At 64.7% G+C, this 20,793-nt stretch carries 27 protein-coding genes; 15 read left to right on the forward strand and 12 right to left on the reverse strand.

Going from position 1 to position 20,793, the window contains the following annotated elements:
* Window positions 1-103: 103 nt before the first annotated feature.
* Entirely contained in the window at window positions 104-919 is an 816-nt protein-coding gene (gene minD, locus RFN30_RS04100) for a septum site-determining protein MinD (protein WP_059188336.1), read from the forward strand.
* Window positions 916-1,188: a cell division topological specificity factor MinE gene (minE, locus tag RFN30_RS04105; protein WP_040973218.1), complete on the forward strand. Its 273-nt coding sequence runs from the start codon at window positions 916-918 to the stop codon at window positions 1,186-1,188. Before minD ends, minE begins: the two co-directional genes overlap by 4 nt.
* A 233-nt stretch (window positions 1,189-1,421) precedes the next feature.
* Here minE and RFN30_RS04110 read toward each other — a convergent pair whose 3' ends face one another.
* Genes RFN30_RS04110 through RFN30_RS04125 form a run of 4 tightly spaced genes read right to left on the reverse strand, consistent with a single transcriptional unit; the run spans window position 1,422 to window position 6,509 of the window.
* The gene (locus RFN30_RS04110) at window positions 1,422-3,200 is read right to left on the reverse strand and encodes an ABC transporter ATP-binding protein (RefSeq protein WP_320260831.1); all 1,779 of its coding nucleotides are present in this window, start codon (window positions 3,198-3,200) and stop codon (window positions 1,422-1,424) included.
* A complete protein-coding gene (locus tag RFN30_RS04115) occupies window positions 3,197-4,231 on the reverse strand; it encodes a glycosyltransferase family 2 protein (RefSeq protein ID WP_320260832.1) in 1,035 nt (344 codons plus the stop codon). Before RFN30_RS04115 ends, RFN30_RS04110 begins: the two co-directional genes overlap by 4 nt.
* Window positions 4,228-5,340, reverse strand: coding sequence for a glycosyltransferase family 2 protein (locus RFN30_RS04120; protein WP_320260833.1), 1,113 nt, complete (start codon window positions 5,338-5,340; stop codon window positions 4,228-4,230). Before RFN30_RS04120 ends, RFN30_RS04115 begins: the two co-directional genes overlap by 4 nt.
* Window positions 5,340-6,509 carry an acyltransferase family protein gene (locus RFN30_RS04125; RefSeq protein WP_320260834.1) on the reverse strand — a complete coding sequence of 390 codons (1,170 nt, stop codon included), beginning with the start codon at window positions 6,507-6,509 and terminating at the stop codon, window positions 5,340-5,342. Before RFN30_RS04125 ends, RFN30_RS04120 begins: the two co-directional genes overlap by 1 nt.
* Window positions 6,510-7,096: 587 nt before the next feature.
* Here RFN30_RS04125 and RFN30_RS04130 point away from each other — a divergent pair.
* The 4 genes from RFN30_RS04130 (at window position 7,097) to RFN30_RS04145 (ending at window position 10,350) form a co-directional block, all read left to right on the forward strand.
* Complete coding sequence (locus RFN30_RS04130; RefSeq protein WP_320260835.1) at window positions 7,097-7,984, forward strand: EamA family transporter; 888 nt, start codon at window positions 7,097-7,099, stop codon at window positions 7,982-7,984.
* Between the two features lie 383 nt (window positions 7,985-8,367).
* Window positions 8,368-8,874: a hypothetical protein gene (locus RFN30_RS04135; RefSeq protein WP_320260836.1), complete on the forward strand. Its 507-nt coding sequence runs from the start codon at window positions 8,368-8,370 to the stop codon at window positions 8,872-8,874.
* Window positions 8,875-9,489: 615 nt separating this feature from the next.
* Window positions 9,490-9,867 (forward strand): hypothetical protein, encoded by a 378-nt coding sequence (locus tag RFN30_RS04140; protein ID WP_320260837.1) that lies wholly within the window; start codon window positions 9,490-9,492, stop codon window positions 9,865-9,867.
* A 39-nt stretch (window positions 9,868-9,906) separates the two neighbouring features.
* A complete protein-coding gene (locus RFN30_RS04145) occupies window positions 9,907-10,350 on the forward strand; it encodes a hypothetical protein (protein ID WP_320260838.1) in 444 nt (147 codons plus the stop codon).
* A 214-nt stretch (window positions 10,351-10,564) separates the two neighbouring features.
* Here the strand turns inward: RFN30_RS04145 and RFN30_RS04150 are convergent, their stop codons facing one another.
* Both RFN30_RS04150 and RFN30_RS04155 read right to left on the reverse strand, forming a co-directional pair.
* Window positions 10,565-11,206: a response regulator gene (locus RFN30_RS04150; RefSeq protein ID WP_320260839.1), complete on the reverse strand. Its 642-nt coding sequence runs from the start codon at window positions 11,204-11,206 to the stop codon at window positions 10,565-10,567.
* On the reverse strand, window positions 11,203-12,603 hold the full coding sequence (locus RFN30_RS04155; protein ID WP_320260840.1) for a sensor histidine kinase: 1,401 nt from the start codon (window positions 12,601-12,603) through the stop codon (window positions 11,203-11,205). The genes RFN30_RS04150 and RFN30_RS04155 overlap by 4 nt, the downstream gene beginning before the upstream one ends.
* Before the next feature lie 246 nt (window positions 12,604-12,849).
* On the opposite strand from RFN30_RS04155, the gene RFN30_RS04160 reads away from it, so the two are divergent.
* Window positions 12,850-13,065, forward strand: coding sequence for a hypothetical protein (locus RFN30_RS04160; RefSeq protein ID WP_320260841.1), 216 nt, complete (start codon window positions 12,850-12,852; stop codon window positions 13,063-13,065).
* Between the two features lie 20 nt (window positions 13,066-13,085).
* Here RFN30_RS04160 and RFN30_RS04165 read toward each other — a convergent pair whose 3' ends face one another.
* Together RFN30_RS04165 and RFN30_RS04170 are read right to left on the reverse strand one after the other, a co-directional pair.
* Complete coding sequence (locus RFN30_RS04165; RefSeq protein WP_320260842.1) at window positions 13,086-13,250, reverse strand: hypothetical protein; 165 nt, start codon at window positions 13,248-13,250, stop codon at window positions 13,086-13,088.
* Window positions 13,251-13,377: 127 nt separating this feature from the next.
* On the reverse strand, window positions 13,378-13,914 hold the full coding sequence (locus RFN30_RS04170) for a DUF6428 family protein (RefSeq protein WP_320260843.1): 537 nt from the start codon (window positions 13,912-13,914) through the stop codon (window positions 13,378-13,380).
* A 42-nt stretch (window positions 13,915-13,956) separates the two neighbouring features.
* Here RFN30_RS04170 and RFN30_RS04175 point away from each other — a divergent pair, with 42 nt between their 5' ends.
* Genes RFN30_RS04175 through arsC form a run of 3 tightly spaced genes read left to right on the forward strand, consistent with a single transcriptional unit; the run spans window position 13,957 to window position 15,409 of the window.
* Entirely contained in the window at window positions 13,957-14,307 is a 351-nt protein-coding gene (locus RFN30_RS04175) for an ArsR/SmtB family transcription factor (RefSeq protein WP_320260844.1), read from the forward strand.
* Window positions 14,304-15,002: an aquaporin gene (locus RFN30_RS04180; protein ID WP_320260845.1), complete on the forward strand. Its 699-nt coding sequence runs from the start codon at window positions 14,304-14,306 to the stop codon at window positions 15,000-15,002. Before RFN30_RS04175 ends, RFN30_RS04180 begins: the two co-directional genes overlap by 4 nt.
* The gene (arsC, locus tag RFN30_RS04185; RefSeq protein WP_320260846.1) at window positions 14,999-15,409 is read left to right on the forward strand and encodes an arsenate reductase (glutaredoxin); all 411 of its coding nucleotides are present in this window, start codon (window positions 14,999-15,001) and stop codon (window positions 15,407-15,409) included. The genes RFN30_RS04180 and arsC overlap by 4 nt, the downstream gene beginning before the upstream one ends.
* Window positions 15,410-15,438: 29 nt before the next feature.
* Here the strand turns inward: arsC and RFN30_RS04190 are convergent, their stop codons facing one another.
* Entirely contained in the window at window positions 15,439-15,957 is a 519-nt protein-coding gene (locus RFN30_RS04190; protein ID WP_320260847.1) for a GNAT family N-acetyltransferase, read from the reverse strand.
* A 48-nt stretch (window positions 15,958-16,005) separates the two neighbouring features.
* Here RFN30_RS04190 and RFN30_RS04195 point away from each other — a divergent pair, with 48 nt between their 5' ends.
* On the forward strand, window positions 16,006-17,196 hold the full coding sequence (locus RFN30_RS04195) for an MFS transporter (RefSeq protein ID WP_320260848.1): 1,191 nt from the start codon (window positions 16,006-16,008) through the stop codon (window positions 17,194-17,196).
* A gap of 22 nt (window positions 17,197-17,218) precedes the next feature.
* Here RFN30_RS04195 and RFN30_RS04200 read toward each other — a convergent pair whose 3' ends face one another.
* Window positions 17,219-17,401, reverse strand: coding sequence for a hypothetical protein (locus RFN30_RS04200; RefSeq protein ID WP_320260849.1), 183 nt, complete (start codon window positions 17,399-17,401; stop codon window positions 17,219-17,221).
* 200 nt (window positions 17,402-17,601) lie between these two features.
* Here RFN30_RS04200 and RFN30_RS04205 point away from each other — a divergent pair, with 200 nt between their 5' ends.
* Window positions 17,602-17,751 (forward strand): hypothetical protein, encoded by a 150-nt coding sequence (locus tag RFN30_RS04205; protein ID WP_095770090.1) that lies wholly within the window; start codon window positions 17,602-17,604, stop codon window positions 17,749-17,751.
* Window positions 17,752-17,885: 134 nt separating this feature from the next.
* Here the strand turns inward: RFN30_RS04205 and RFN30_RS04210 are convergent, their stop codons facing one another.
* A complete protein-coding gene (locus tag RFN30_RS04210) occupies window positions 17,886-18,092 on the reverse strand; it encodes a DUF3606 domain-containing protein (protein ID WP_320260850.1) in 207 nt (68 codons plus the stop codon).
* Window positions 18,093-18,259: 167 nt separating this feature from the next.
* Between RFN30_RS04210 and RFN30_RS04215 the strand changes: the two genes are divergently transcribed.
* The 3 genes from RFN30_RS04215 to RFN30_RS04225 all read left to right on the forward strand — a co-directional run bounded on the left by RFN30_RS04215 (window position 18,260) and on the right by RFN30_RS04225 (window position 20,294).
* Window positions 18,260-18,517: a metal-sensing transcriptional repressor gene (locus RFN30_RS04215; protein ID WP_320260851.1), complete on the forward strand. Its 258-nt coding sequence runs from the start codon at window positions 18,260-18,262 to the stop codon at window positions 18,515-18,517.
* Between the two features lie 7 nt (window positions 18,518-18,524).
* Window positions 18,525-19,862, forward strand: a complete 1,338-nt coding sequence (locus RFN30_RS04220; protein WP_320260852.1) for a cation diffusion facilitator family transporter — start codon at window positions 18,525-18,527, stop codon at window positions 19,860-19,862.
* A gap of 159 nt (window positions 19,863-20,021) precedes the next feature.
* Complete coding sequence (locus tag RFN30_RS04225) at window positions 20,022-20,294, forward strand: PilZ domain-containing protein (protein WP_320260853.1); 273 nt, start codon at window positions 20,022-20,024, stop codon at window positions 20,292-20,294.
* Window positions 20,295-20,321: 27 nt separating this feature from the next.
* On the opposite strand, the gene RFN30_RS04230 is transcribed toward RFN30_RS04225, so the two are convergent.
* Complete coding sequence (locus tag RFN30_RS04230; protein WP_320260854.1) at window positions 20,322-20,789, reverse strand: methyltransferase family protein; 468 nt, start codon at window positions 20,787-20,789, stop codon at window positions 20,322-20,324.
* Window positions 20,790-20,793 lie beyond the last annotated feature (4 nt).

Below are 20,793 nucleotides of genomic sequence, written 5' to 3' on the forward strand. Positions count from 1 at the left end.
TTTTGGCCGCAAGCTTCGGACCGGTTTCGCGTGCGAAGTTTCTAAAGAATCCGCCGTGCCCATGCACGGCTAGAGAATAAAAACGCCAATGGAGGCTGGATATATGGGCAAGGTAGTCGTGGTCACTTCGGGCAAGGGGGGCGTCGGCAAGACGACCTCGACGGCCGCGCTCGGCGCCGCCGTGGCCAAGACCGGCAAGAAGGTGGCGCTGGTCGATTTCGACGTCGGCCTGAGGAACCTCGACCTGATCATGGGCGCCGAGCGCCGCGTGGTGTTCGACCTCGTCAACGTCATCCAGGGCACGGCGAAGCTGTCGCAGGCGCTGATCCGCGACAAGCGGCTGGAGACGCTCTACCTGCTGCCCGCCTCGCAGACGCGCGACAAGGACGCGCTGACGGAAGAGGGCGTCGCTGAAGTCATCGCGCGGCTGCGCTCGGTCTTCGACTATGTCTTCTGCGACAGCCCGGCCGGCATCGAGCGCGGCGCCCAGCTTGCCATGCGCTTCGCCGACGAGGCGGTTATCGTCACCAACCCGGAAGTGTCGTCGGTGCGCGACTCCGACCGCATCATCGGCCTGCTCGACGCCCGCACCATGAAGGCCGAGCAGGGCGAGCTGATCCAGAAGCACGTGCTGGTCACGCGCTACGACGCGGCGCGCGCCTCGCGCGGCGAGATGCTGTCGATCGACGACGTGCTGGAGATCCTGTCGACGCCGCTGCTCGGCATCATCCCGGAAAGCCAGGATGTGCTCCGCGCCTCGAACCTCGGCGCGCCGGTCACGCTCTCGGAACCGATCAATTCCGCCGCCAAGGCCTATCTCGAAGCGGCAAGACGCCTGGAAGGCGAGGACCTGCCGGTGGTCGTTCCCTTCGAACGCAAGGGCTTCCTCGACCGGCTTCTCGGAAGGAGGGCGGCATGAGCATCCTCGACCTCTTCAAGCGGCGCACCAGCGCGCCGGTGGCGCGCGAGCGGCTGCAGCTGCTGCTCGCCTATGAGCGCCAGAGCCGCGGCCAGCCAGACCTGGTCTCCATCCTGCGCGAGGAGATCATGGCGGTCATCGCCAAGCACGTGCAGATCGACCAGGATTATCTCCAGGTGTCGATGGACCGCGGCGCTACGATGTCGACGCTGGAGATCGACATCCAGATCCCGAACAAGAGCGCCGTGCCGCTGGCGATGGCTGGGTGATATGATCTGACGCCGGCGGGACAGCACCCCCCTCTGTCCTGCCGGACATCTCCCCCTCAAGGGGGAGATTGCCAGTTTCAGCGCCGCGCCACGCCTTGCGACGCTGGCGACTGGCGAAAGCCGACGTGACGTCCGATCTCCCCCCTTGAGGGGGAGATGGCCGGCAGGCCAGAGGGGGGTGCTGTCCCGCCAGCCTTTCTTAATTGTCGAGAATGCCTGCCGGCCAGGGTTACTCACTCCGGCTGGTACAATTCATCCATGCTGCGCGCCGCCAGCGCCGCGAACGGCGCCTGTTTCTTCACCCTGCCATGCTCCAGGATCACCAGGTCGTCGCAGAACGAGATCGTCGAGTGGTGGTGGCTGATGACGATCGTCGTGCGGCGGCCGGCGCGCGATTTCAGCGTCTCCACGATCGCCGCTTCGGAAAGCCCGTCGACGGCGTTGGTGGCCTCGTCGAGGATCAGTATGTCCGGGTCGCGCAGCAGCGCGCGGGCGAGCGCGATGCGTTGCCGCTGCCCGGCCGACAAATTGACTCCCCGATAGCCGACGACGGTTGCGTAACTCTGCGGCAGCCTCTCGATGAATTCATGCGCCTCGGCGAGCATGGCCGCGCGGCGCGCCTCTTCCGCGCTTGCCGTGTCCTTGCCGTAGGTGATGTTGTCGAGGATGGTGCCGTCGACCAGTTCCAGCTCCTGGCTGGCCAAAGCGATGTGGGCCCGCCATGCGACCAGATCGATCTCGTTAAGCGCCGTGCCGTCGACGAGGATCCGGCCGCCGTCCGCCTCGACGAAGCGGCAGAGCAAATTGACGATCGTCGTCTTGCCGGCGCCCGAGCGGCCGATCAGCGCCGTCGAGCGGCCGCTTGCGATATCGAAGCTTACCGCGTGCAGCACCGCCGCGCGCTGCTCCTCATTGGCATAGCTGAAGCTCACGCCCTCGAAGGCGATTTTTTTGCTTAAAGCGGCGAACGGCCGGCTGCCTGTCGGCGGCGCCGGCTTGCCCTCGGGGTCGAGCAGCCAGGTCACCTCTTCCAGCGAGCCGGAAAGCCCCTGCAACTGGCTCCAGGTCATCTGCAGTGCCCTGACATGCGGCTGCAGGCGGTAGAGCAGGATAAGGAAGGCCGCGACCAGCGGGAAGCTCAAGCCCGCGAGCCAGGCGCCGATCACCACCGCCAGGAACAGCATGGCGTGCAGCACTTCGGTCAGCGGCGCCAGCGCGGCCTGGCGGTTGGAGAGCAGGAAGGCTGCCCGCCGCACGCCGTCCGACGCCTTCTCGAACGCCGCCTTCTCGCGCGCTTCCTGGCCGAAGATGCGGATCAGGCGGCCGGCATGGACGAGATGCAGCATCTGCGAGGCAAGGCCGCTGTTGCGCGCCGAAACGCTGCGGCTCGGTGCCCTGAGATGCGCCGACAGCGCCATATGCGCGATTTGCACGAGCGCCAGCCCGAGCATCACCAACAGCGTCATCTGCCAGGAGAGCAGCAGCAGGAAGGCAAGCAGGATGGCTGCGGCCGAAGCGCTGACCACCGCGCCGAGCATCCCCTGAATGGCGTCGGAGGCGCGCCAGGATTCGTTGGAGATGATGTTGAGCAGCCGCCCCGGGCTTTCCTTCAGGAAGAAAGGATAACCGACGTTGAGCAGCCGCTCGGCCAGCGCGCCGCGTATCGCCTGGCCGGCTCTGCCGTAGATATGGGCCGTCAGCACTGAATTGGCGTAGGCGAGCAGGTTCTTGAGCAGGATCGAGGCAAGGATCGCAGCCGAAATCGCGATCAGCCGCTCGCGCTCGCCAAGCCCCGCGCCGACCTTCTGGAGGAGGGCCGATAGGCCGGCCGTGCCCGTCGCCTCGCCATGCCTCATGATGATGCCGAGCAGCGGGATGATCAGCCCGATGCCGAAACCTTCGAGCGCAGCACCGGCAAGCCCGAGCACGACGACGGCGGGCAACAGGGCGAGCTGTCGACGGCCGAGAGCGCGTCGCAGCATCGACAGGGCAGGGGCCTTGCGCCCGGTCATCGCGCGCCGGCCTCCGCCCCGGCGGCCTCATTGGTCTCCATACTCGGCTGCGCCCGCTGCGGGGGCCGTCCAGCAAGCACAAGAGCCATGAATTTGGCCGCGCCCGCGAGGTTCATCAGCACGATCGGCCAGTGCGACAGCCTGAGCTCCGGGTCGAAGCGCGGCCCGCCGGCGAGCTCGCGCATGGCCGACCGAGCCGCCCAGTAGAAATGGCGCAGCAGGAAGGGCGCGCGGCGGAAATGCTTCAGGCAGAGTGCGCCATTGCCGAAATGATAGTCACGGTGCAGCCGGTCGATCGCCTTGCGGTCGCGCCGTCCATGGTGGTGGAAGATCGTCATGTCGGGCACGTATTCCACCGCCATGCCGGCGAGCATTGCGCGCACCAGATAGTCCGTGTCCTCGGCCGAGCGCAGCGCGCCGCCGGCGCCGAAGCGTTCGTCGAAGGGGCCGATGCGGGCAGCGACGTCGCGATGCATGGTCATGTTGCAGCCGAGCACGAAGCCGCCCGGATGGACGTCGCGCGTCAGCCGCTCGCGCTTGTCGCAGCGCTTTATCGTGAAGGGCAGGTCGCGCGCATCGCCGATCTCGACGCGGCCGCCGCGGATCAGCCATTTCTCGCCGCTTGCGTAATGCCGCGCGAGGTCGGCGAGGTAGGTCCGGTCGAGCCGGCAGTCGTCGTCGACGAAGACCAGCACACGCCCGCGGGCCTGCGCCAGCCCCGCATTGCGCGCCGCCGCCAGTCCGGGGCGGAGCTCGCGGATAGCGGTCAGCGCGATGCCGGACGTCGCGGCGATCCGCGAAAGATATTCCGCGGTGCCGTCGCGCGAGCCGTTGTCGACCACTACCAGCTCGGCCGCGAACGCAGGATGCGCAAGACAGGCGGCGCGGATCGAGTCGATGCAGGACTTCAGCACGGCCATCCGGTCACGCGTGCAGACGATGAAGGACACCTCCGGCCGCTGCCTTGGCCAAGGCGGAGCGGGCAGTGCGGGGCGGAAGTGCCGCAGCAGCGGATGGCGCTCAGCGTTCATGCCGCCCCCTTCCGATAAGGCGCCAGCACCGCAGCCGCCGGCGTGGATTTGAAGCGGTAGGCCATCCAGTCCGCCTGTTTTCCGGCCCACATCGAGGCCTGGCTCAGCCAGGGCGCCCAGGCACCGGGGCTGAGCGCGTATTTCTCGCGGCGGCGGATCGCGTTCCATTTCCCGGTCAGCGTCAAAAACTCATGCGTCAGCGCGGGTTGCTCCTCGTCATTGACGAGCTGGTAGAGGAAATAGAAGAGGTTTAGCGCGCCGGCCTCGAAGCTCGGCCGGACTGCCGCGGGCAGCGCGGCGATCCGCTCTTCCAGCGCGCGCATGAAAGCTGCAGCGCGAGCCACCGTATCGAAGGAGACCGTATCACCGATCGCGCGCAGGTCCTGGGTGCCTGCCAGCCCCACCCGCTCGAGATTCTCGCCGACGATCCTGAGATGCGTGCGCCGCATCTCCCGGATGTGCCGGCTGGTCACGCTGCCGGCGTGCACCCGGTAGACGAGCAGGCTTTCCTCCAGCAAGACCGCCGGATAGCAGTCGGCGAGCCGCCGGAAGAGGTCGAAATCCTCGGCATGCCGGTAGCTGCTGTCGTAATGGAGGTCGGCATCCGCAATGACGTTGCGGTTGTAGATCACCGTCGGATGCATGAAGATGGTGAAGAATTTCGACAGCACCGGGAGACCGAGGCGGAACACCGGATCGAGTCGACCCTTGGCGATGCGGCCACGGAGCAGTGGATCGACGAGCGCGCCGCAAAAGCCGAGCTCGGGCCGCGCGGCAAACAGCGCCGCCTGCCGCGACAGCCGCCAGGGATAGGCGAAGTCGTCGGCGTCCATGCGCGCGACCAGCTCGCCCCGCGCTATCTGCAGCCCTTCGTTGAGGCTGGCGACGAGGCCGCGATTCTCGCGCGAGATGATCGAGACGCGGCTGTCACTCCGGCGGAAGCGCTCGAGGATCTCGAGCGACCTGTCGGTCGATCCGTCGTCGACGGCGATGACCTCGAGCCGGCCGTAGTCCTGTCGCAGTATCGACTGAACCGCCGCTCCGACATAGGGCTCGGCATTGTAGACCGGCAGCAGCACCGAGATGAGGGGCAGCGCGGCGCTCGCCATTATCGTCTCGCCTCCGTGTGTCGAAGGTCGAGCGCGGAACCGGCGGCCGCCGGGCTGATCCAGCTGGTCTCGCCCGGTGTTCGCGCGCGCTGGACATAAGGAAAATAGCGCTTCTGGACATAAGGAAAATAGCGCTTGAGGCTGTTGAGCGGCTTCTCGAACAGCGCCCAGGAGAGCGAGGCGGCGATCAGCGTGGTGGCGCCCGCGACCAGGAATCGGCCCGGTCCCTGTTCCGAGACGTTGAGCGGGATCCATGGCTGCGCCTTGACGGCATAGGCAAGCAAGATCGGGTGGTAGAGGTATACGCCGTAGCTGATGCGGCCAAGCCCAAGCAGCGGCGGCAGTTCTGCCAGCTTGCCCAGCTTGCCGCCGAGTCCGGTCGAGCAGGCGGCGACGATCGCCGCCAGCGGCACCAGGGGCAGCACCTGCACCAGCAGCCAGCGCGGCCATTCCCATGCCGAGTCCGCTGGCCCGGGATCCGACCAGACGACGAGCAGGAAGACCGCCGCCAAGGCCGGCCAGCCGAGCCGCATCCATCGCGGCACATCGGCGCCCCTGGCGCGGCGCACCGCAAGCAGGGCGCCGCAGCCAAGCGCATCCATCGAGGCTGGCGGCAACAGATCGCGGGCGAGCGCCGGGTCGGCGGTGATCGGCCAATAAAAGCGGTAGGCGAGCGAGAAGGCGATGACGCCGATGGTGATCGCCTCGATGTGTCTGCGCGGCGCCAGAAGCACGATCAGCGGCCAGGCCAGATAGAACTGCTCCTCGATGCTGAGGCTCCAGAAATGGCAGAGCAGCCAGGGGTTCCAATCGTTGCGCAGCGCATACCAGAAGTTCGAGAGGTAAAGCGCATGCCAGGCGAGCGACGACCTGGACTGTTCCAGATCGGTGAACCAGACGAGCGCCAGCACCGCGAAATAGGGCGGGAATATCCGAATCACGCGCCTGGCATAGAAGGAACGCAGCGCCGGTCCGGCGGCGAATGCATCGGTATCACGCGCGTCCAGCAAAAGCCGGGTGATCAGGAAGCCGGAGAGCACGAAGAACAGCCTGACCCCGAGATGGCCGAGGAAGGACGAGCCGCCGGGCGCGAGGAAATGCGCATAGAGCACCAGCGTCACGGCAACGGCCCGCAACGCATCCAACTGGATGTCGCGCGCGTTCGCCATCAGCGACGTCCACCGGCTCTTGCGTGACAGGCGACATAGGACGCGCAAACCTCGCGACTGCCTGTCGAGGAATCGCCGACCGGGCCGACGGCGTACTCCTTGCCAGCCAGCGGAATGCCCATCCGGGTCACTATAATGGCATCCTCCAACGAGCATGCCCCCGGTCCACGATTGTCGCGGCCGATGTTGCAGCGCAACACAAAATGCTTACGGCTTTGAAATAAAGATGTGATGGAGAGCGGTTGGGGAATTAGTTGCCGCTTAAAAATGTCCCCCGGAAGTCCAATGGTCCTATGTAATCATGGGAACTTGGTCTGAGTTTTGAGTAGTATTATCGTCAAGGATGTTGATAACAATATCGGCAACCATAACGGGTATGCTGGAGACGGCTCGATCATAACGTCGCATTATTCGATCGAGCCTGTGAAAGTCTGTTGAATTTCAAGGATTTGTGCAGCGCAGCAGCCTGCCGGGTGGCGGCGCCTTGTCCCATCATCCTCCGCCCGCTGCCTCACGACAGCGCGGCCGCCAGGCCTTATCTCCGCATCCGGCCACCCGGGGAGGGGGATGCAGGGGATGGACAGCACGTGACGTCGACGCCGATCGCACAACCGGAGGCGCAGCTGGGCGCCTTCCCCGTCGTCGGCCTGCTCGGCGCCATTTTATCGGTGCAGGTGGGCGCCGCCTTCGCCAAGGGCCTGTTTCCGGTCCTCGGGGCGGAGGGCACGACGATGCTGAGGCTCGTCATCGGCGCGCTGATGCTGGCGGCGGTGCTCAGGCCATGGAAAGTGCTGCCGACGCGAAGGGGACTGCCCTGGCTTGCCGCCTATGGCGTCACCGTTTCGGTCATGAATCTGCTCTTTTATGCCGCGCTCGAGCGCATTCCGCTGGGCATCTGCGTGGCGCTCGAATTCACCGGCCCGCTTTTCGTCGCCACGCTCGGCTCCAGGCGTCTTCTCGATCTCGTCTGGGTGGTGCTGGCGGTCGCCGGCATCGTGCTGCTTTCCCCCTTCGCAGATGTCAGCCGTGGGCTCGATCCGGTGGGCGTGCTGCTTGCGCTTGCCGCCGGCGGCTGCTGGGGGCTCTACATCATCTTCGCGCAGAAGGCCGGCGCCGAGCTTGGCGCCCGCACCTCCGCCTATGGCATGGCGATCGCCGCGCTGGTCGCGCTGCCTTTCGGCTTCACCGCCGCGGAACCTTATCTGACCGACCCGCAGGTCATGGCGGCCGCGGTCGTCGTCGGGCTGTTCTCCAGCGCGCTGCCCTTCTGGCTGGAGATGATGGTTCTCGCCAGAATGCCGGCGAGAGTCTACGGCATGATCGTCTGCCTGGAGCCCGCGGGCGCTGCGCTGACCGGTTTCCTGTTCCTGCACGAGAGCTTGAGTGTGTTGCAATGCGCCGGTATCGGCGCCGTGATCGCTGCTGCTTTCGGCGCGGCCGTGACGGCGAGAGCGCCGGTTCCGTCGCCTGGTTAAGGGTCAAATGCATGTCGCCCAAAAGTGCGCAGCGGTTTTGGGAGAACGATATGCATCAAAACAAAAACCTGGCATGTCGCCCAAAAGTGCGCAGCGGTTTTGGGAGAACGACATGCATCAAAACAGAAACTTGAAGCGCGTTGCCTGAATTCGTTTCAGCGCAACGCGGGCAAGAAGAAAGGTGTGCGCGCAACCGCGCCAGACTACATCCGGTGGTTGAGATAGGACTTAGGTCCGATATCACTGCGAAAAAGGTCTGAGAAAACAAGACAAGGGTCGTGGGCCACTTCCCCACGACGCGTTGATTGGGGATGCTGATGCTGCGACATTGCCGGTGGGGTAGTTCGGCCGAAGGGTCGAATGGCTGGCAAGGGGAGAATGGGATGCGCGTATCGCGCAGGGGCTGCAGGCTTGTCTTGCGGGCGCTCACTGCGCTGGCGCTTGTTGTCGCGCCTTTTCATCTCTCCTTCGAAGGTCCTGTAGTGGCCAAGGCCTATGCCGGCAAAGGCGGCAACGGCGGTGGAAATAGCGGCGGCGGAAATAACGGGGGCGGAAACAGCGGCGGAAATAACGGGGGCGGAAACAGCGGCGGAAATAACGGGAACGGCAATTCAGGCGGTAACAACGGCAACGGCAACGGAAACAGCGGCAACAGCAAGGGCGCAGCGAACAGCGCCGCAAACAGCAGCACAGCCGATGTCGACGATCATGTGAACGCGGCGACCGGCGACAAGGTCGAGGTCAGTGGCAACAGCATCCAGGTCACGCACCTGAACGGAATGAAGGAGAGGATCGAGAACGGCCGTTTCAGGATGGAGGACAAATTTGGTCGCACCATCGTCGAGCGCAAGGCCACAATGGCCGATCTAAATCGCCTGAAGAGTTTATGAGAATAGAGTTTGTGAGAGCGAGGTTCTATCTGGATTAGATCTTAAGGGACCAAAGGCCAGCGCTGCAAAATCAGGTTGCCACCTTTTGCTTCGTCTCTTCGGTCCTGATCGTCTTACGACAGAACTCCCGCTGCTCACCTTGCCCCCGCCCTTTGGCGGGGGTACTTTTTTCGGGCCCTTGGGACGTCTGCCGGGTAAGGCGGGCTCTTGGCGCATGGCCCCGCAGGCCGGGGCAACAGTCCATACGCAAATCAAAAGGCCTACGGCACTTTCGCGTCCAAGGGAGCATGTGCGCCGTAGCATGCCGCGGTTCGTTGAGTGTCCGCGTCGTTCTCGCGAGCCACAGTCATAGTGAATTGCTAGCCAATTTCCAAGCGATTTGGTTAACGCACCGGCAGCCGCGGCTCCAGGTTGTTTCCCTCACTAGTTGCGACGATGGTCCCCAGGCGGCCTCAAAAAAGGTCCGACCGGGCATGGCATGGGTCGTGGGCCGCTTCCGCCGGCTTGCCGGAATGGCAATCCTTGCCCCGCTAAGACACCGGCTCCGCCTCGGTCGAACTGAGGGCGGAACTTCGGCACGGCCGAGGCGGAACCGGCTTTACGAGGAGATTTCGAATGCACCTTCCCTTCAACCGGCTCGCCTGGCTCGCGCTGCGCGCCTCGACCGCGCTGGCGCTCACCGTGGCGCCCTATCACCTGACGCTCGACGGCGCCAAGCTCGTGCCTGCCGCCGCCCATGCCGAAAGCGAAGGCGGCCATGATGGCGGCGAGGGTGGTGGCGGCGAAGGTGGTCATGACGGTGGCGATGGCGGCGACCACGATAGCGGCGATCACGACAGCGATCATCAAGGCGGTGACGACGATGGCGGTGATGACGATGGCGACGGCCACGACACCGGCGACGATCACGGCGGCGACCAGGGCGACGACAATGACGACCAGGGCGAAGACAGCGACGATAGCGACGCTCCGACGGTGGTCACGCCCGGCTAAGGTATGAGCGCGGCGCCGTCCCTCAGGATATTCTGGCTCGTGCTGCGAGCCTCGACGGCGCTCGCGCTGACCGCTGCTCCCTGGCACCTTGCCTTCGATGGCTCACCACGGATCGTTGCCGCGTCGGCCGATGCCGGCGGAGGCAACGGCAATGGTGGCGGCGGCAACGGCGGCAATGGTGGCGGCGGCAACAGCGGTGGCAATTCGGGCAATAGCAATGCCGGTGGCGGCAATGCCAATGCCGGTCCTGGAAACAACAGCGGCAAAGGCAACACCAATCCGGGCGGTAAGGCCGCCAGCCACGTCAATGCGACGACGGGCGATATCGTCGAAATCGACGGCAAAAAGATCACCGTCATCCATCGCAACGGCATGAAGGAAGAGATCGAGAACGGACGCTTCGAGATGACGGATGCGCAAGGCCGCACCATCGTCGAGCGCCGGGCGACCGAGAAGGATCTGGCCCGCCTGCTAGGCTTGTGAGGGTTGAGAGAAGCTACCCCCTTTTCCCGCACCCTCGCATGTCACCCCCGTCGTCCGGAGGCGGGGGTGATTGCGTTTTGGGGAGTGGAACTGGAGAATTGAAGAACTGAGGAACTGGGGAATAGTGGAACTGGAGAATTGAGGAGCTGACTAAGCTTGGCCTGCCGATTCTTCAATTCGCCAATTCTTCAGTTCTCCAGTTCCTCAGTTCCTCTTACCTTTCCCTCGCCTCATGCATCAAGAGCGCCGCCTCCGTCCGGTTGCGCACGTTGAGCTTGGCGAGCACTCGGGTCATGTGGTGCTTGACCGTCTTTTCCTGCAGCGACAGCCGGGCGGCGACTTCCTTGTTGCTCAGGCCCTCGGCCACCAGCCTCAGGATCTCGGCCTCGCGGCCGGTGAGCTGGCTGAGCGGGTCGGGCTTGCGGCTGGTCGGCTGCAAAAGGTCCGACAGCAGCCGCGCCGAGAGCGTCGGCGACACGTAGCTCTGGCCGTTGGCGACGTCGCGCAGGATCTCGGCCAGCGACTTGGAGCCGACGCCCTTCAGCACATAGCCGCGCGCGCCCGCTTTCAGCGCCTGGGCGACGTCGGCATTGGTCTCGGACACGGTGAGCATGACGATCTTCTGCTCGGGCGCCGCCGAAAGGATGCCGGTCAGCGCATTGAGGCCGCCGCCCGGCATGCTGATGTCGAGCAGCAGCACGTCGGGCGCGCTGGCGCGGACCAGCCTTTCGGCGTCCTCGGCGCTGGCGCCTTCGCCCACAAGCTCGAAGCCGCCGATCTCGCCGAGGCTGCGCGCCACGCCCTCGCGAAACAGCGGATGGTCGTCGACAATAGCGATGCGGATGGGTGCGGTCACGGCTGCTCCTCGACAGACAATGTGATTACCAGTCTCGTTCCTCCAGGGCCTGAAAGCGTCTCGAATTGCCCGCCAATGCTTTCGATACGCTCCCTGAGGCCGGCGAGCCCGAGCCCTTCGCTCCGTGCGGGGTCGAAGCCGGGACCGGTGTCCTGCACTTCGACCAGAAGCTTGCCGCCCTTCATCGTGGCTCTCACCTGCTGGCCCTTGCCCTTGCCGTGCCGGTAGGCGTTGTTCAGCCCTTCCTGCACGAAACGATAGATGCTGATCTTCTCCGAGGTGCCGAGTTCCGGCAAGCGCTCCGGCAGCGTCAGCAACACCTTGGTGTCGGTGCGGCGCTCATGCTCGGCGACCGCCAGCCGCAAAATGTCAGCCACCGCCTGCGCCTCGATCTGCGGCAGCACCAGGCCGTTGCAGATGCCGCGTATCTCGCGCATCGCTTCCCCAAGCGTCTTGTGGATGCCGGCGATCTCGGCTTCGCGCTGCGGTTTGGGCGTGGCGGGGTCGACCAGCACCGGACTGTCCATCCTGAGCGCGGCAAGCGCCACCAGTTGCGCCGGGCCGTCATGCAGGTCGGCGCCGATGCGTCGCAAATAACGTTCGTTGATGGCGGTGGCGCGGCGCGAGGCGCGCTGCACGCGCTGGCGCAGCGACGAGTTCTGTGCCAGCGCCGCCTGCAGCTCGGTGACCTTGGCTTCCAGCGTGGCACGCTGTGTCTGGATGGTGCGGCTGCCGCGAAACACGATGCCCGACAAAAGCGCCAGCGAGGCCGCCGTGGCGCCGGCCACCACCAGCCATGTCCATCTGAGTGCCGAGTTCAGCGTCTCCTGGAAATCGTCGGCAATCTCGTAGAACTCCGACACCGCCACCACTTCGCCTGACCATGGCTCGCGCACCGGGTTGTAGATCTCGAACAATGGCGCGTTCACCGCTTTCTCTTCGTTGGTCTCGGGGTCGTCGGCGAGGTTGTTGTATTCGGCCACGACATTGCCGGCGAAGGCTGAGATCAGGTTGGGGTTGGGAGGAAAGGTCCTGCCGATCAAAGCCGAGTCGTCGGCATAGAGCACCATGCCGTCGCGCCGCCACAGCTTGAACGACACCAGCCTCTTGCCGAGCGCGCCCTGGCCGAGCGTCTCGTCCAGCGCCCGTTTGACCGTGTCGTCGAGCTCGCGGCTCTTGCGCAGGTCCGGCAAAAGCGGCGCGATGACGCTGTCGACATAGAGCGCTGTCGTGGTGGCGGAGTTGTGCATCACCCCTTCGCGGATTTGCGACGTCACCCAAAGGCCAACCACGAGCATCACCGCCAAAAGCCCGATGCCGCCGGCAATCACAAACTGCCAGGCCAACGACAGCCCGCTCCAGACTTGCAGAAGTCGCTTCAAGGTCTCCCTGAGCATACGCGTGATTCACCCCACCGCCGGCAAAGATTATAGGCCAGCCGCGGCGATTGCGACACCGACCTTGGTCCGGCCTCGAGGAAAGGGGTTAATGCCATCGCGGCCGCCGGATGCGAAAAGGCCATTGGAAGGGCCAAAGCGCGTCGCGCTGAAACGGATTCAGGCGACGCGCGATAGAGAATGGGCGGGGCTGGCAGCGCTGCTTCGGGCGGAACGCAAAGCGGGGCGACCGCGTTTTGTGTCGCTATGCCGAGGAGTTCCTTCCCTCACAAGGCCGAGAGGCCGGCCTTTGCCTCGCTTGAAGCGGAGCGCCAGGCTCGCGCGGAAAAGAATGCCAGGCTGAAATATCTCCGCACGCATGCATCGTGGCTGGTGCTCGATCCTGAAGCGCTTTTTCGCGACGAGATCGATTGCTCGGCGCTGTTCAGTGAAATACCGATGCCAAAGGTGGGCTCGTCCTGACCGGCAAGGCCCCCAAGCCGTCACGCGATCTGAAGCCGCTCGATTGAATCTGAATCCGCGTGCGAGATGTCGATCAGCCGCGCTGCGGCCAATGGCGCCATGAGAACGAAAACCGCCGTGATGCCGAGGAAGATCGACCAGACCAGATCGATCCCGCTGTGGTCATAGCAGACTGCAAATCCCATGACGCCTTACCCTTTTTATTCCTGCCACGCTGCGCATCAGGTTGCCATGCAATGAGCCAAGCATGATCCTCATTTGCAAGAAATACAAGAGATCGCTAATTTGCCTGCGCCGGCGCCGGCAATTCGGTCAACTGCAACAGGGCTTGCCGCTCGTGCCGCAGCACGACGCGTTGGCAGCTTTCTGCTCTTCCAGCCAGCGGTCGCGCGGCTTGCAACTCGCCGGTCGCGGCGACAGCTCGACCTCGACGATACCGCCAACCAGTGTCGGCTGCGTTGCCCGGTGAAGCTCCATCGGCCGGATGCCGTCGCTGACTTCGAAGGTCAGCCTGGCGGCCTGGTCGAGAGCGACGTGGTCGGCCACCTTGCGGATGATGGCGACGAACCTGCCGGCCGGCATGTGCACCGGCCCGCCTTCGTCGACGTCCCACAGCTGCACAAAAATTTCCGACCAGGATTCCGGGTTGGCGCCGCAATCCAGCGCCGAGAACTTCCCGACCTTGACTTCGGTTACATGATAGCCCGGCTTTACCGGACGGCCGCCATAGCGGAACACCAGCGGCTTGTCCTTATGGTCGGCCAGCGCGTCGAGCAGGTCGCCGATGGTGAGATCCGACGGGTCCATGGCCAGGGCAGGGGCGATTTTTCGGTTGTCAGGAGAAAGCATGTCGGCTATTCCTCATTTCAACATTTCAAGGATTATTGAAACGTGGATGAACGTCAAGCCCTGATCGCCTTTGGCGCACTGTCGCAGGAGACGCGGCTGAGGCTGCTGCGATTGCTGGTGGTTGCCGGGCCGGACGGCATCGCCGCCGGTTCGCTTGCCGAACAGGTCGAGGTCTCGCCTTCCAATGTCAGCTTCCATCTCAAGGAACTGGAGCGCGCCGGCCTGGTCAGCACGCGGCGCGACGCGCGCTCGATCGTCTACAGCGCGGAATATGAAGCGCTTTCCGGACTGATTCGCTTCCTGATGGAGGATTGCTGCTCAGGCCGGCCGGAAATCTGCGCGCCGGCGCTTGCCTCGCCGTGCTGCCAGCCGGGCGAGGGGACCAGGCAATGATCCCCTACGATCTTCCGCGCCGAGCGGTTGCCGAAGCCCTCGGTACCGGCCTGCTGGTCGCGACCGTGGTCGGCTCCGGCATTATGGCCGAGACGCTGACGCATGACATGGCGCTGGCGCTGCTCGGCAACACGCTCGCGACCGGCGCCATGCTGGTGGTGTTGATCACCATCCTCGGGCCGGTCTCCGGCGCGCATTTCAATCCGGCCGTCTCGCTCGTCTTCTGTTTGAATCGCTCGCTGCCGCCCCGCGATCTGCCGGCCTATCTCGTCGCGCAATTCGCTGGCGGTATCGCCGGCACGGTGGCGGCGCACCTTATGTTCGCCCTGCCGGTGCTGGAGATCGCGACGAATTTGCGTACCGGACCGGCGCAATGGTTCTCAGAGGTTGTCGCGACATTCGGCCTGGTCGCCGTCATTCTCGCCGGTCTCCGCTTCGAGCGACGCGCCGTGCCATGGCTGGTCGGCCTCTTCATCACCGCCGCCTACTGGTTCACCGCTTCCACGTCCTTCGCCAATCCTGCGGTCGCCGTGGCGCGTTCGCTCACCGACAGCTTTTCCGGCATAAGGCCGGCCGATCTGGCGGGCTTCATCGTTGCCGAGCTGCTTGGTGCCCTGATCGCGCTCGCGCTGATGGGCTGGCTGCTGCGGCCCGAAACCATCGAGCAATCCGAGCCACTGAAAGCCAAGCCATGACCGTCACGATCTACCACAACCCCGCTTGCGGCACCTCGCGCAACACACTCGCCATGATCCGCGCCAGCGGCGAAGAGCCGGTGGTGATCGAATATCTGAAGACGCCGCCAGGCCGCGAACGGCTGATCGAGCTGGTCACGGCGATGGGCATCACCCCGCGCGAACTGCTGCGGGAGAAGGGAACGCCTTATGCCGAGCTTGGTCTCGCCGATTCGAAATGGAGCGACGACGAACTGATCGATTTCATGCTCGCCCATCCGATCCTCATCAACCGGCCGATCGTCGAGACGCCGAAGGGAACAAAACTCTGTCGGCCTTCGGAGGCGGTGCTGCCGCTGCTCGACAATCCGGTGCGCGAGTTCGTCAAGGAGGACGGCGAAAAGGTCGTCTTAACACCGCTGACCTAGGGTCTGTTGAGATTCAGGCCCGCGCCACCTTAGAGCTGCAAATGCTTCATGAAATAGATCGAGGCCCTTGGCTTGCCGAACGGGTCGACGAAGTGATGCGGCACGACACCGACTTCCCGCCAGTTCATGCGCCGATAGAGCCGCTCGCTTGCCCCGCCCTCGGCGGTGTCGAGAAGGAGCAGGGATCGCTTTCTCTTCCGTGCCTCGTCTTCGACGGCCGCCATGAGCGCGGAACCGATGCCTTGCCGCTGGAAGCTCCGATGCACGAGAAGCTTGTAAACCTCTGCCCGGTGCAGTGCATTGGGTTCCGGCGACAGGTAGAGCTGGACGGTTCCGACGAGGTTGTCATCGAGATACGCGCAGATGAGGAGGCGCTCTCCTTCCGCCACGGAACGGAAGAGGTCCCGCCAGTAGGACAGCGCCTGCTCTGCGCTGAACGGCAGGACGAAGCCGACGAGCGCGCCGTTCTCGATGCTCTGCATCAATATCTCGGCAAGGGCACCGAGCTGGGCCGTCGCTTCGGTCTCGTCAATCACCGCGATGCGCATGCGCTTCCCCTTTTTGAGACATGACAGATAATGGGCTTTGAGCGATCCGTGAAGCAGGGGGAAGCCGCGGCCCGTAGCCGCCACGTGCTTGTCTCGGCGCTCGGCGTCACGCAGATCCTCGCCTGGGGATCGTCCTACTATCTGCCGGCGGTGCTCGCCGCGCCGATCGCCGCCGATACGGGCTGGCCGCTGGCCTCGGTCGTTGCCGGGCTTTCCTGCGGGCTTCTGCTTGCCGGGCTGGTGTCGCCCATCACCGGGCGGCTGATCCAGCGTCACGGTGGCCGGCCGGTGCTTGCCGCGAGTTCGATGCTTTTGGCCGCCGCTCACCTGCTGATGGCGGCCGCCACCGCCTATCCGCTCTACGTGCTTGCCTGGCTGCTTATGGGATTGGGCATGTCGAGCGGCCTCTACGATGCCGGCTTCGCCACGCTCGGCCGTCTCTATGGATCGGGCGCGCGCGGCGCGATCACCAATCTGACGCTTTTCGGCGGCTTCGCCAGCACGGTCTGCTGGCCGCTCAGCGCCTTTCTCGTCGAGCATGAAGGATGGCGCATCGCATGCTTTTGCTACGCCGCGATCCACCTTTTGATCTGCCTGCCGCTTCACCTTCGGGTGATACCGCCGCCTCCACCGGCCTCAACGCCGGCGCCGGCGGCAGCCGGACGGAAGCAGGCGTCGACCTCGGGCCGGGCGAGGACCCGCTTCATCCTGCTTGCCTCCATCCAGACGCTGGCGGCGCTGATCGCCTCGATGCTCTCCGTGCATCTGCTGACCTTGCTGCAGCTGCGCGGAGTGGGCCTGGCGGCCGCGGTCGCCCTTGGTGCCCTGGTCGGCCCGTCGCAGGTCGGCGCGCGGGTGGCCGAAATGCTGATCGGCCGCAACCGTCATCATCCGATCTGGACGATGCTGACATCGGTGTCGCTGCTCGCGTCCGGGGTCTGGCTGCTTTTGGCGAGCCAGAGCCTCACGGCTTTGGCATTGATCCTCTACGGCGCCGGCAACGGCATCCACACCATCGCGCGCGGTGCCCTGCCGCTCGTCCTGTTCGACCCGCAACGATACGCCGCGCTCATGGGCAAGCTCGCGACGCCCAGCCTGATCATGCAGGCAGCGGCCCCCTCTGTCGGAGCTCTGCTTCTGGCCGCGGGCGGCGGCAGTTTCGTCCTGACGACGCTCGCGTGCGCCGCGACGGTCAATGTCGGGCTCTGCGCCTGTCTTGTTGCGGCTGTCCACCGATGATCTTCAGAGCGGTTGGCGGAACCTAGGCGCAGTCCTTCAGTTCGACCACTTCGACGCCGAGGCGGAAAGCCTGACCGTCGGCATAGGAGCGCGCATATTGCTCGGCTTCGAAAGGGAAGATCAGCGTGGTGCCGTAGGCGGTGACGCGCACCGTCCACTTCTGGCCCTTGACGAGTTCAACGCCGTGAAGCTTCGCCGTCACCATCTCACCCTCCTCCGCATGCTCGCGACGCTACCCTAACGTCACGGAAGTCATTTGAGTACAAATAATCCGACCGAATTATGTCGCCGCCGTGTCGATTCCGACATTCAGCCCGCCGCTTCCGTGAAATAGATCACGTTCGGCCTGCGGAACCCCGGACAGCTTGAGAGGGTTAGAGCTATGAAATCTCAAGGGAGGCAGCCATGATCCGCAAGCTGAAGTCCGGCGAATACCGTCTCTATTCGCGCAAGGTGGATCCGAGGACCGGCAAGCGCCGGAACCTCGGCACGTTCAAGTCGCGCGAGGCCGCCGAGAAGCACGAGCGCGAGGTGCAATACTTCAAGCGGCACTAGCGGCTTTTGAGGCCCGTTGCTTTCGATCTTCTCGGGTTCCTGCTGTCGATACCGGCGATGCTCGGCCCTTTGAATGAGCGGCGTCATCGCCCATGTTGCGGCACCTCGCGGGCAACGAGCAGGTGCGCTCACATCTAGTCCGTCGTGTAATCGCCGTTCGAGCTCGAACCAAGCGCGTGGGCTTCGCGCTCCAGCACAGCACGATCATTGCCATATTTGGCAAAGAGTTGCCGAGCTTCAGGGATCGTAAGCTGGAACTTCCTCGCGAAACGGGCGACGTCGAAGTCCTCGCCGATCGAGACGTGATCAGCGGCGTCGCGTGAGCTTTCATTGTCTGACATCGGAAAATTCCTCCTGCCAGAAGAAAGGCGCGTGTGACGCCATGGTTCCAGACTGTTTCCAAGCGTTGCCTAACGGATGCCCGGTGGATTCACGGTCAAATCCGTAAGGCATCGGCTTCGGGCGGTTATCCATTGTTATATCCCACCCTGGGGGATAGGATAATGCCATGACGATACACAGCTCGCATCCCGACATCATCGCCCGGCTCAAGCGCGCGCACGGCCATCTGGCCGCGGTGCTCGCCATGTTCGAGCAGGGGCGCTCCTGCCTCGACCTCGCGCAGCAGCTTCACGCCGTCGAAAGCGCGGTCGGCAATGCCAAGCGCGAACTGATCCACGACCACATTGAGCATTGCCTGGTCGAAGGCGGCGAGCCGACCAGGGACATGCTCAAGGAGCTGAAGCAGCTCACCAAGTACCTGTGAGGCCGCCATGTGGGAAAAGATTCTGGACTCGTTCGGCTTCGGTCCGCATGGCCACGACCATGGGAGCCACGGTGGGCACGGCCATGATCACCACGGCCCGCACGGCCACACCCACGGCGTGATCGATGCCACGATCGCCACGACCGATCGGGGCATCTGGGCGATCAAATGGTCGTTCGTCATCCTGGCGGCCACCGCCGCCTTGCAGGTCGCCGTCGTCGTGTTTTCGGGCAGCGTGGCGTTGCTTGCCGACACCGTCCACAACATCGCCGATGCGACGACCGCCATCCCGCTCTGGATCGCCTTCGTGCTGGCGCGGCGCAAGCCGACCCGGACCTTCACCTACGGCCTCGGCCGGGTCGAGGACCTCGCCGGCATCGTCATCGTGCTCATCATCCTGGCAAGCGCGCTGGTCGCCGGATACGAGGCGATCGACCGCCTGCTCGATCCCCGGCCGGTGCGGTTCCTCGGCTGGCTTGCCGCTGCCGGCGTCGTCGGCTTCCTCGGCAACGAGGCTGTGGCGGTGTTCCGCATCCGCGTCGGCCGCCAGATCAACAGCGCGGCGCTGATCGCCGACGGCTATCATGCACGCACCGATGGGCTCACCAGCCTCGCAGTGGTTGCCGGTGCGACGGGCGTTTGGCTCGGCTTTCCGCTCGCCGACCCGATCATCGGCCTCATCATCACCATCGCCATCTTCGGCATCGTCTGGCAGTCGGCGCGGGCCGTGCTGACTCGGATGCTGGATGGCGTGGAGCCCGGCCTCGTCGACGAGGTCCACCACGCGGCCGAACATGTCGTTGGCATCGACAAGGTGGTCGAGGCCAAGGCCCGCTGGCTCGGCCACAGGCTGCATGTCGACGTGGCGATTGCGGTCAACGACGGATTGCTGTTTGCCGCCGCAAACAACATCGCCACATCGCTGAAAGCCGAGCTTTTCGCGCACATCCCGGCGCTCGCCGTCGCCACGGTCCGCTTTGCCGAGCCGCAGGCCGGAGGTGCCCACCATCACGCGCCCGACCCGTTCCTGGTATCGGGCAAGCTCGCCAGCGGGTTGCTTGAGATGGTCGACACGCCGCAGGGCGAGCGCATGCGCCTGCGCCTGTCGCGCCACGCCGAGGGCTTGCAGGTCAATGTCGCCATCGAGCGGCCGGGTGGAGCGTTGGAACGGCTGCCATTGTCGCCGGTCGGCGGCGATCACCATTATCTGCAAAGCCTCGTCGCTCCGGCCGAGCCGCACGAATTCAGCGCCAGGCTGCAGCTCGCGGCCGGGGCCGACAGCGAGGATCTGCCTTTCGCCATGACGGAGCCGGAAGGCCACCAGCATGAGCACGCGCATGGATAGACACGCTATCCAACAGGGAAATATGCCGCCTGTGCGGAAACGGGACCGGCCGGCCGGCCGCGATTAGAAAGCGCTAACGGATCGGAAAGGCCTCGCTGCTATGATGCCGCGTTGCGGTCGGGAAGCTGAGCCCCGCCGAAAATTCCGGGACAGTGCAGCATGGCCACCTTTCCCCACACTGAGCGCCGCCTTCATTCACGAGAATTCGTGCTCAAGGAGGCCACGATCGTCACCGCCGACGCCAGGATCAGGTGCTCCATTCGAAACCAGCACGAGCATGGCGCCGAGTTGCGCGTCGGTGCGCAGGTGGCGATACCGGACGGTTTCACGCTCATCGTTCCCGACGACGATGCCGTCTATCGCGCCGTGGTACGCTGGCGGCGCAACGAGCGCGTCGGCGTTCAGGTCTACAGCAATTCGCTGAAGGGCTAACGGCCTCAATACCTGTTCTGACTGCCCTTAGAGATAACGGCGTACGCTCGCCTTGTAGGCGCGGTAGGGCTCGCCGAACTTGCGCTCCAGATAGGCCTCCTCGCGCAGCACAACGCCGGAATGCAGGATGAGGAAGACCGGGACGACGGCGAGCACGCTCCACCACGTGTCGAAGATGAGCCCGATCCCGAGCAGCAGGCCGATCAGACCCATATAAAGCGGGTTGCGGGTAAAGCCGAACGGGCCGCCGGTGATGATGGCCAGCGTCGGCTTCGTCGGATCGATATTGGTGCCGCCGCGCTGCATCGTCATGCGGCCCCAGGCGATGATGGCGACGCCGAAGGCCGCAAGCACGATGCCCAGCACCATGGTCAGCGGCCTGCCGCCGATCGCCAGCGGCCAGACATAGCGCAACGCCAGCATCAGGATCAGCGCCACAAGGAACAGCAGCGGCGGGAACACCGCGACGCCTGGATTGTCCTTCTCCTCGTTCATGGCC

It is taken from the genome of Mesorhizobium dulcispinae (assembly GCF_033977345.1).
In the GTDB taxonomy this organism is placed as follows: Bacteria; Pseudomonadota; Alphaproteobacteria; order Rhizobiales; family Rhizobiaceae; genus Mesorhizobium; species Mesorhizobium dulcispinae.

Bases quoted from the DNA above. Each gene is read 5' to 3' on its own strand.
- minE (WP_040973218.1), top strand. From the start codon at position 916: ATGAGCATCCTCGACCTCTTCAAGCGGCGCACCAGCGCGCCGGTGGCG.
- RFN30_RS04190 (WP_320260847.1), bottom strand. From the start codon at position 15,957: ATGCGCATCGCGGTGATTGACGAGACCGAAGCGACGGCCCAGCTCGGT.
- RFN30_RS04115 (WP_320260832.1), bottom strand. From the start codon at position 4,231: ATGAACGCTGAGCGCCATCCGCTGCTGCGGCACTTCCGCCCCGCACTG.
- RFN30_RS04230 (WP_320260854.1), bottom strand. From the start codon at position 20,789: ATGAACGAGGAGAAGGACAATCCAGGCGTCGCGGTGTTCCCGCCGCTG.
- RFN30_RS04210 (WP_320260850.1), bottom strand. From the start codon at position 18,092: ATGTCAGACAATGAAAGCTCACGCGACGCCGCTGATCACGTCTCGATC.
- minD (WP_059188336.1), top strand. From the start codon at position 104: ATGGGCAAGGTAGTCGTGGTCACTTCGGGCAAGGGGGGCGTCGGCAAG.
- RFN30_RS04110 (WP_320260831.1), bottom strand. From the start codon at position 3,200: ATGACCGGGCGCAAGGCCCCTGCCCTGTCGATGCTGCGACGCGCTCTC.
- RFN30_RS04120 (WP_320260833.1), bottom strand. From the start codon at position 5,340: ATGGCGAGCGCCGCGCTGCCCCTCATCTCGGTGCTGCTGCCGGTCTAC.
- RFN30_RS04215 (WP_320260851.1), top strand. From the start codon at position 18,260: ATGACGATACACAGCTCGCATCCCGACATCATCGCCCGGCTCAAGCGC.
- RFN30_RS04135 (WP_320260836.1), top strand. From the start codon at position 8,368: ATGCGCGTATCGCGCAGGGGCTGCAGGCTTGTCTTGCGGGCGCTCACT.
- RFN30_RS04165 (WP_320260842.1), bottom strand. From the start codon at position 13,250: ATGGGATTTGCAGTCTGCTATGACCACAGCGGGATCGATCTGGTCTGG.
- RFN30_RS04140 (WP_320260837.1), top strand. From the start codon at position 9,490: ATGCACCTTCCCTTCAACCGGCTCGCCTGGCTCGCGCTGCGCGCCTCG.
- RFN30_RS04220 (WP_320260852.1), top strand. From the start codon at position 18,525: ATGTGGGAAAAGATTCTGGACTCGTTCGGCTTCGGTCCGCATGGCCAC.
- RFN30_RS04160 (WP_320260841.1), top strand. From the start codon at position 12,850: ATGCCGAGGAGTTCCTTCCCTCACAAGGCCGAGAGGCCGGCCTTTGCC.
- RFN30_RS04200 (WP_320260849.1), bottom strand. From the start codon at position 17,401: ATGGTGACGGCGAAGCTTCACGGCGTTGAACTCGTCAAGGGCCAGAAG.
- RFN30_RS04170 (WP_320260843.1), bottom strand. From the start codon at position 13,914: ATGCTTTCTCCTGACAACCGAAAAATCGCCCCTGCCCTGGCCATGGAC.
- RFN30_RS04180 (WP_320260845.1), top strand. From the start codon at position 14,304: ATGATCCCCTACGATCTTCCGCGCCGAGCGGTTGCCGAAGCCCTCGGT.
- arsC (WP_320260846.1), top strand. From the start codon at position 14,999: ATGACCGTCACGATCTACCACAACCCCGCTTGCGGCACCTCGCGCAAC.
- RFN30_RS04205 (WP_095770090.1), top strand. From the start codon at position 17,602: ATGATCCGCAAGCTGAAGTCCGGCGAATACCGTCTCTATTCGCGCAAG.
- RFN30_RS04155 (WP_320260840.1), bottom strand. From the start codon at position 12,603: ATGCTCAGGGAGACCTTGAAGCGACTTCTGCAAGTCTGGAGCGGGCTG.
- RFN30_RS04125 (WP_320260834.1), bottom strand. From the start codon at position 6,509: ATGGCGAACGCGCGCGACATCCAGTTGGATGCGTTGCGGGCCGTTGCC.
- RFN30_RS04225 (WP_320260853.1), top strand. From the start codon at position 20,022: ATGGCCACCTTTCCCCACACTGAGCGCCGCCTTCATTCACGAGAATTC.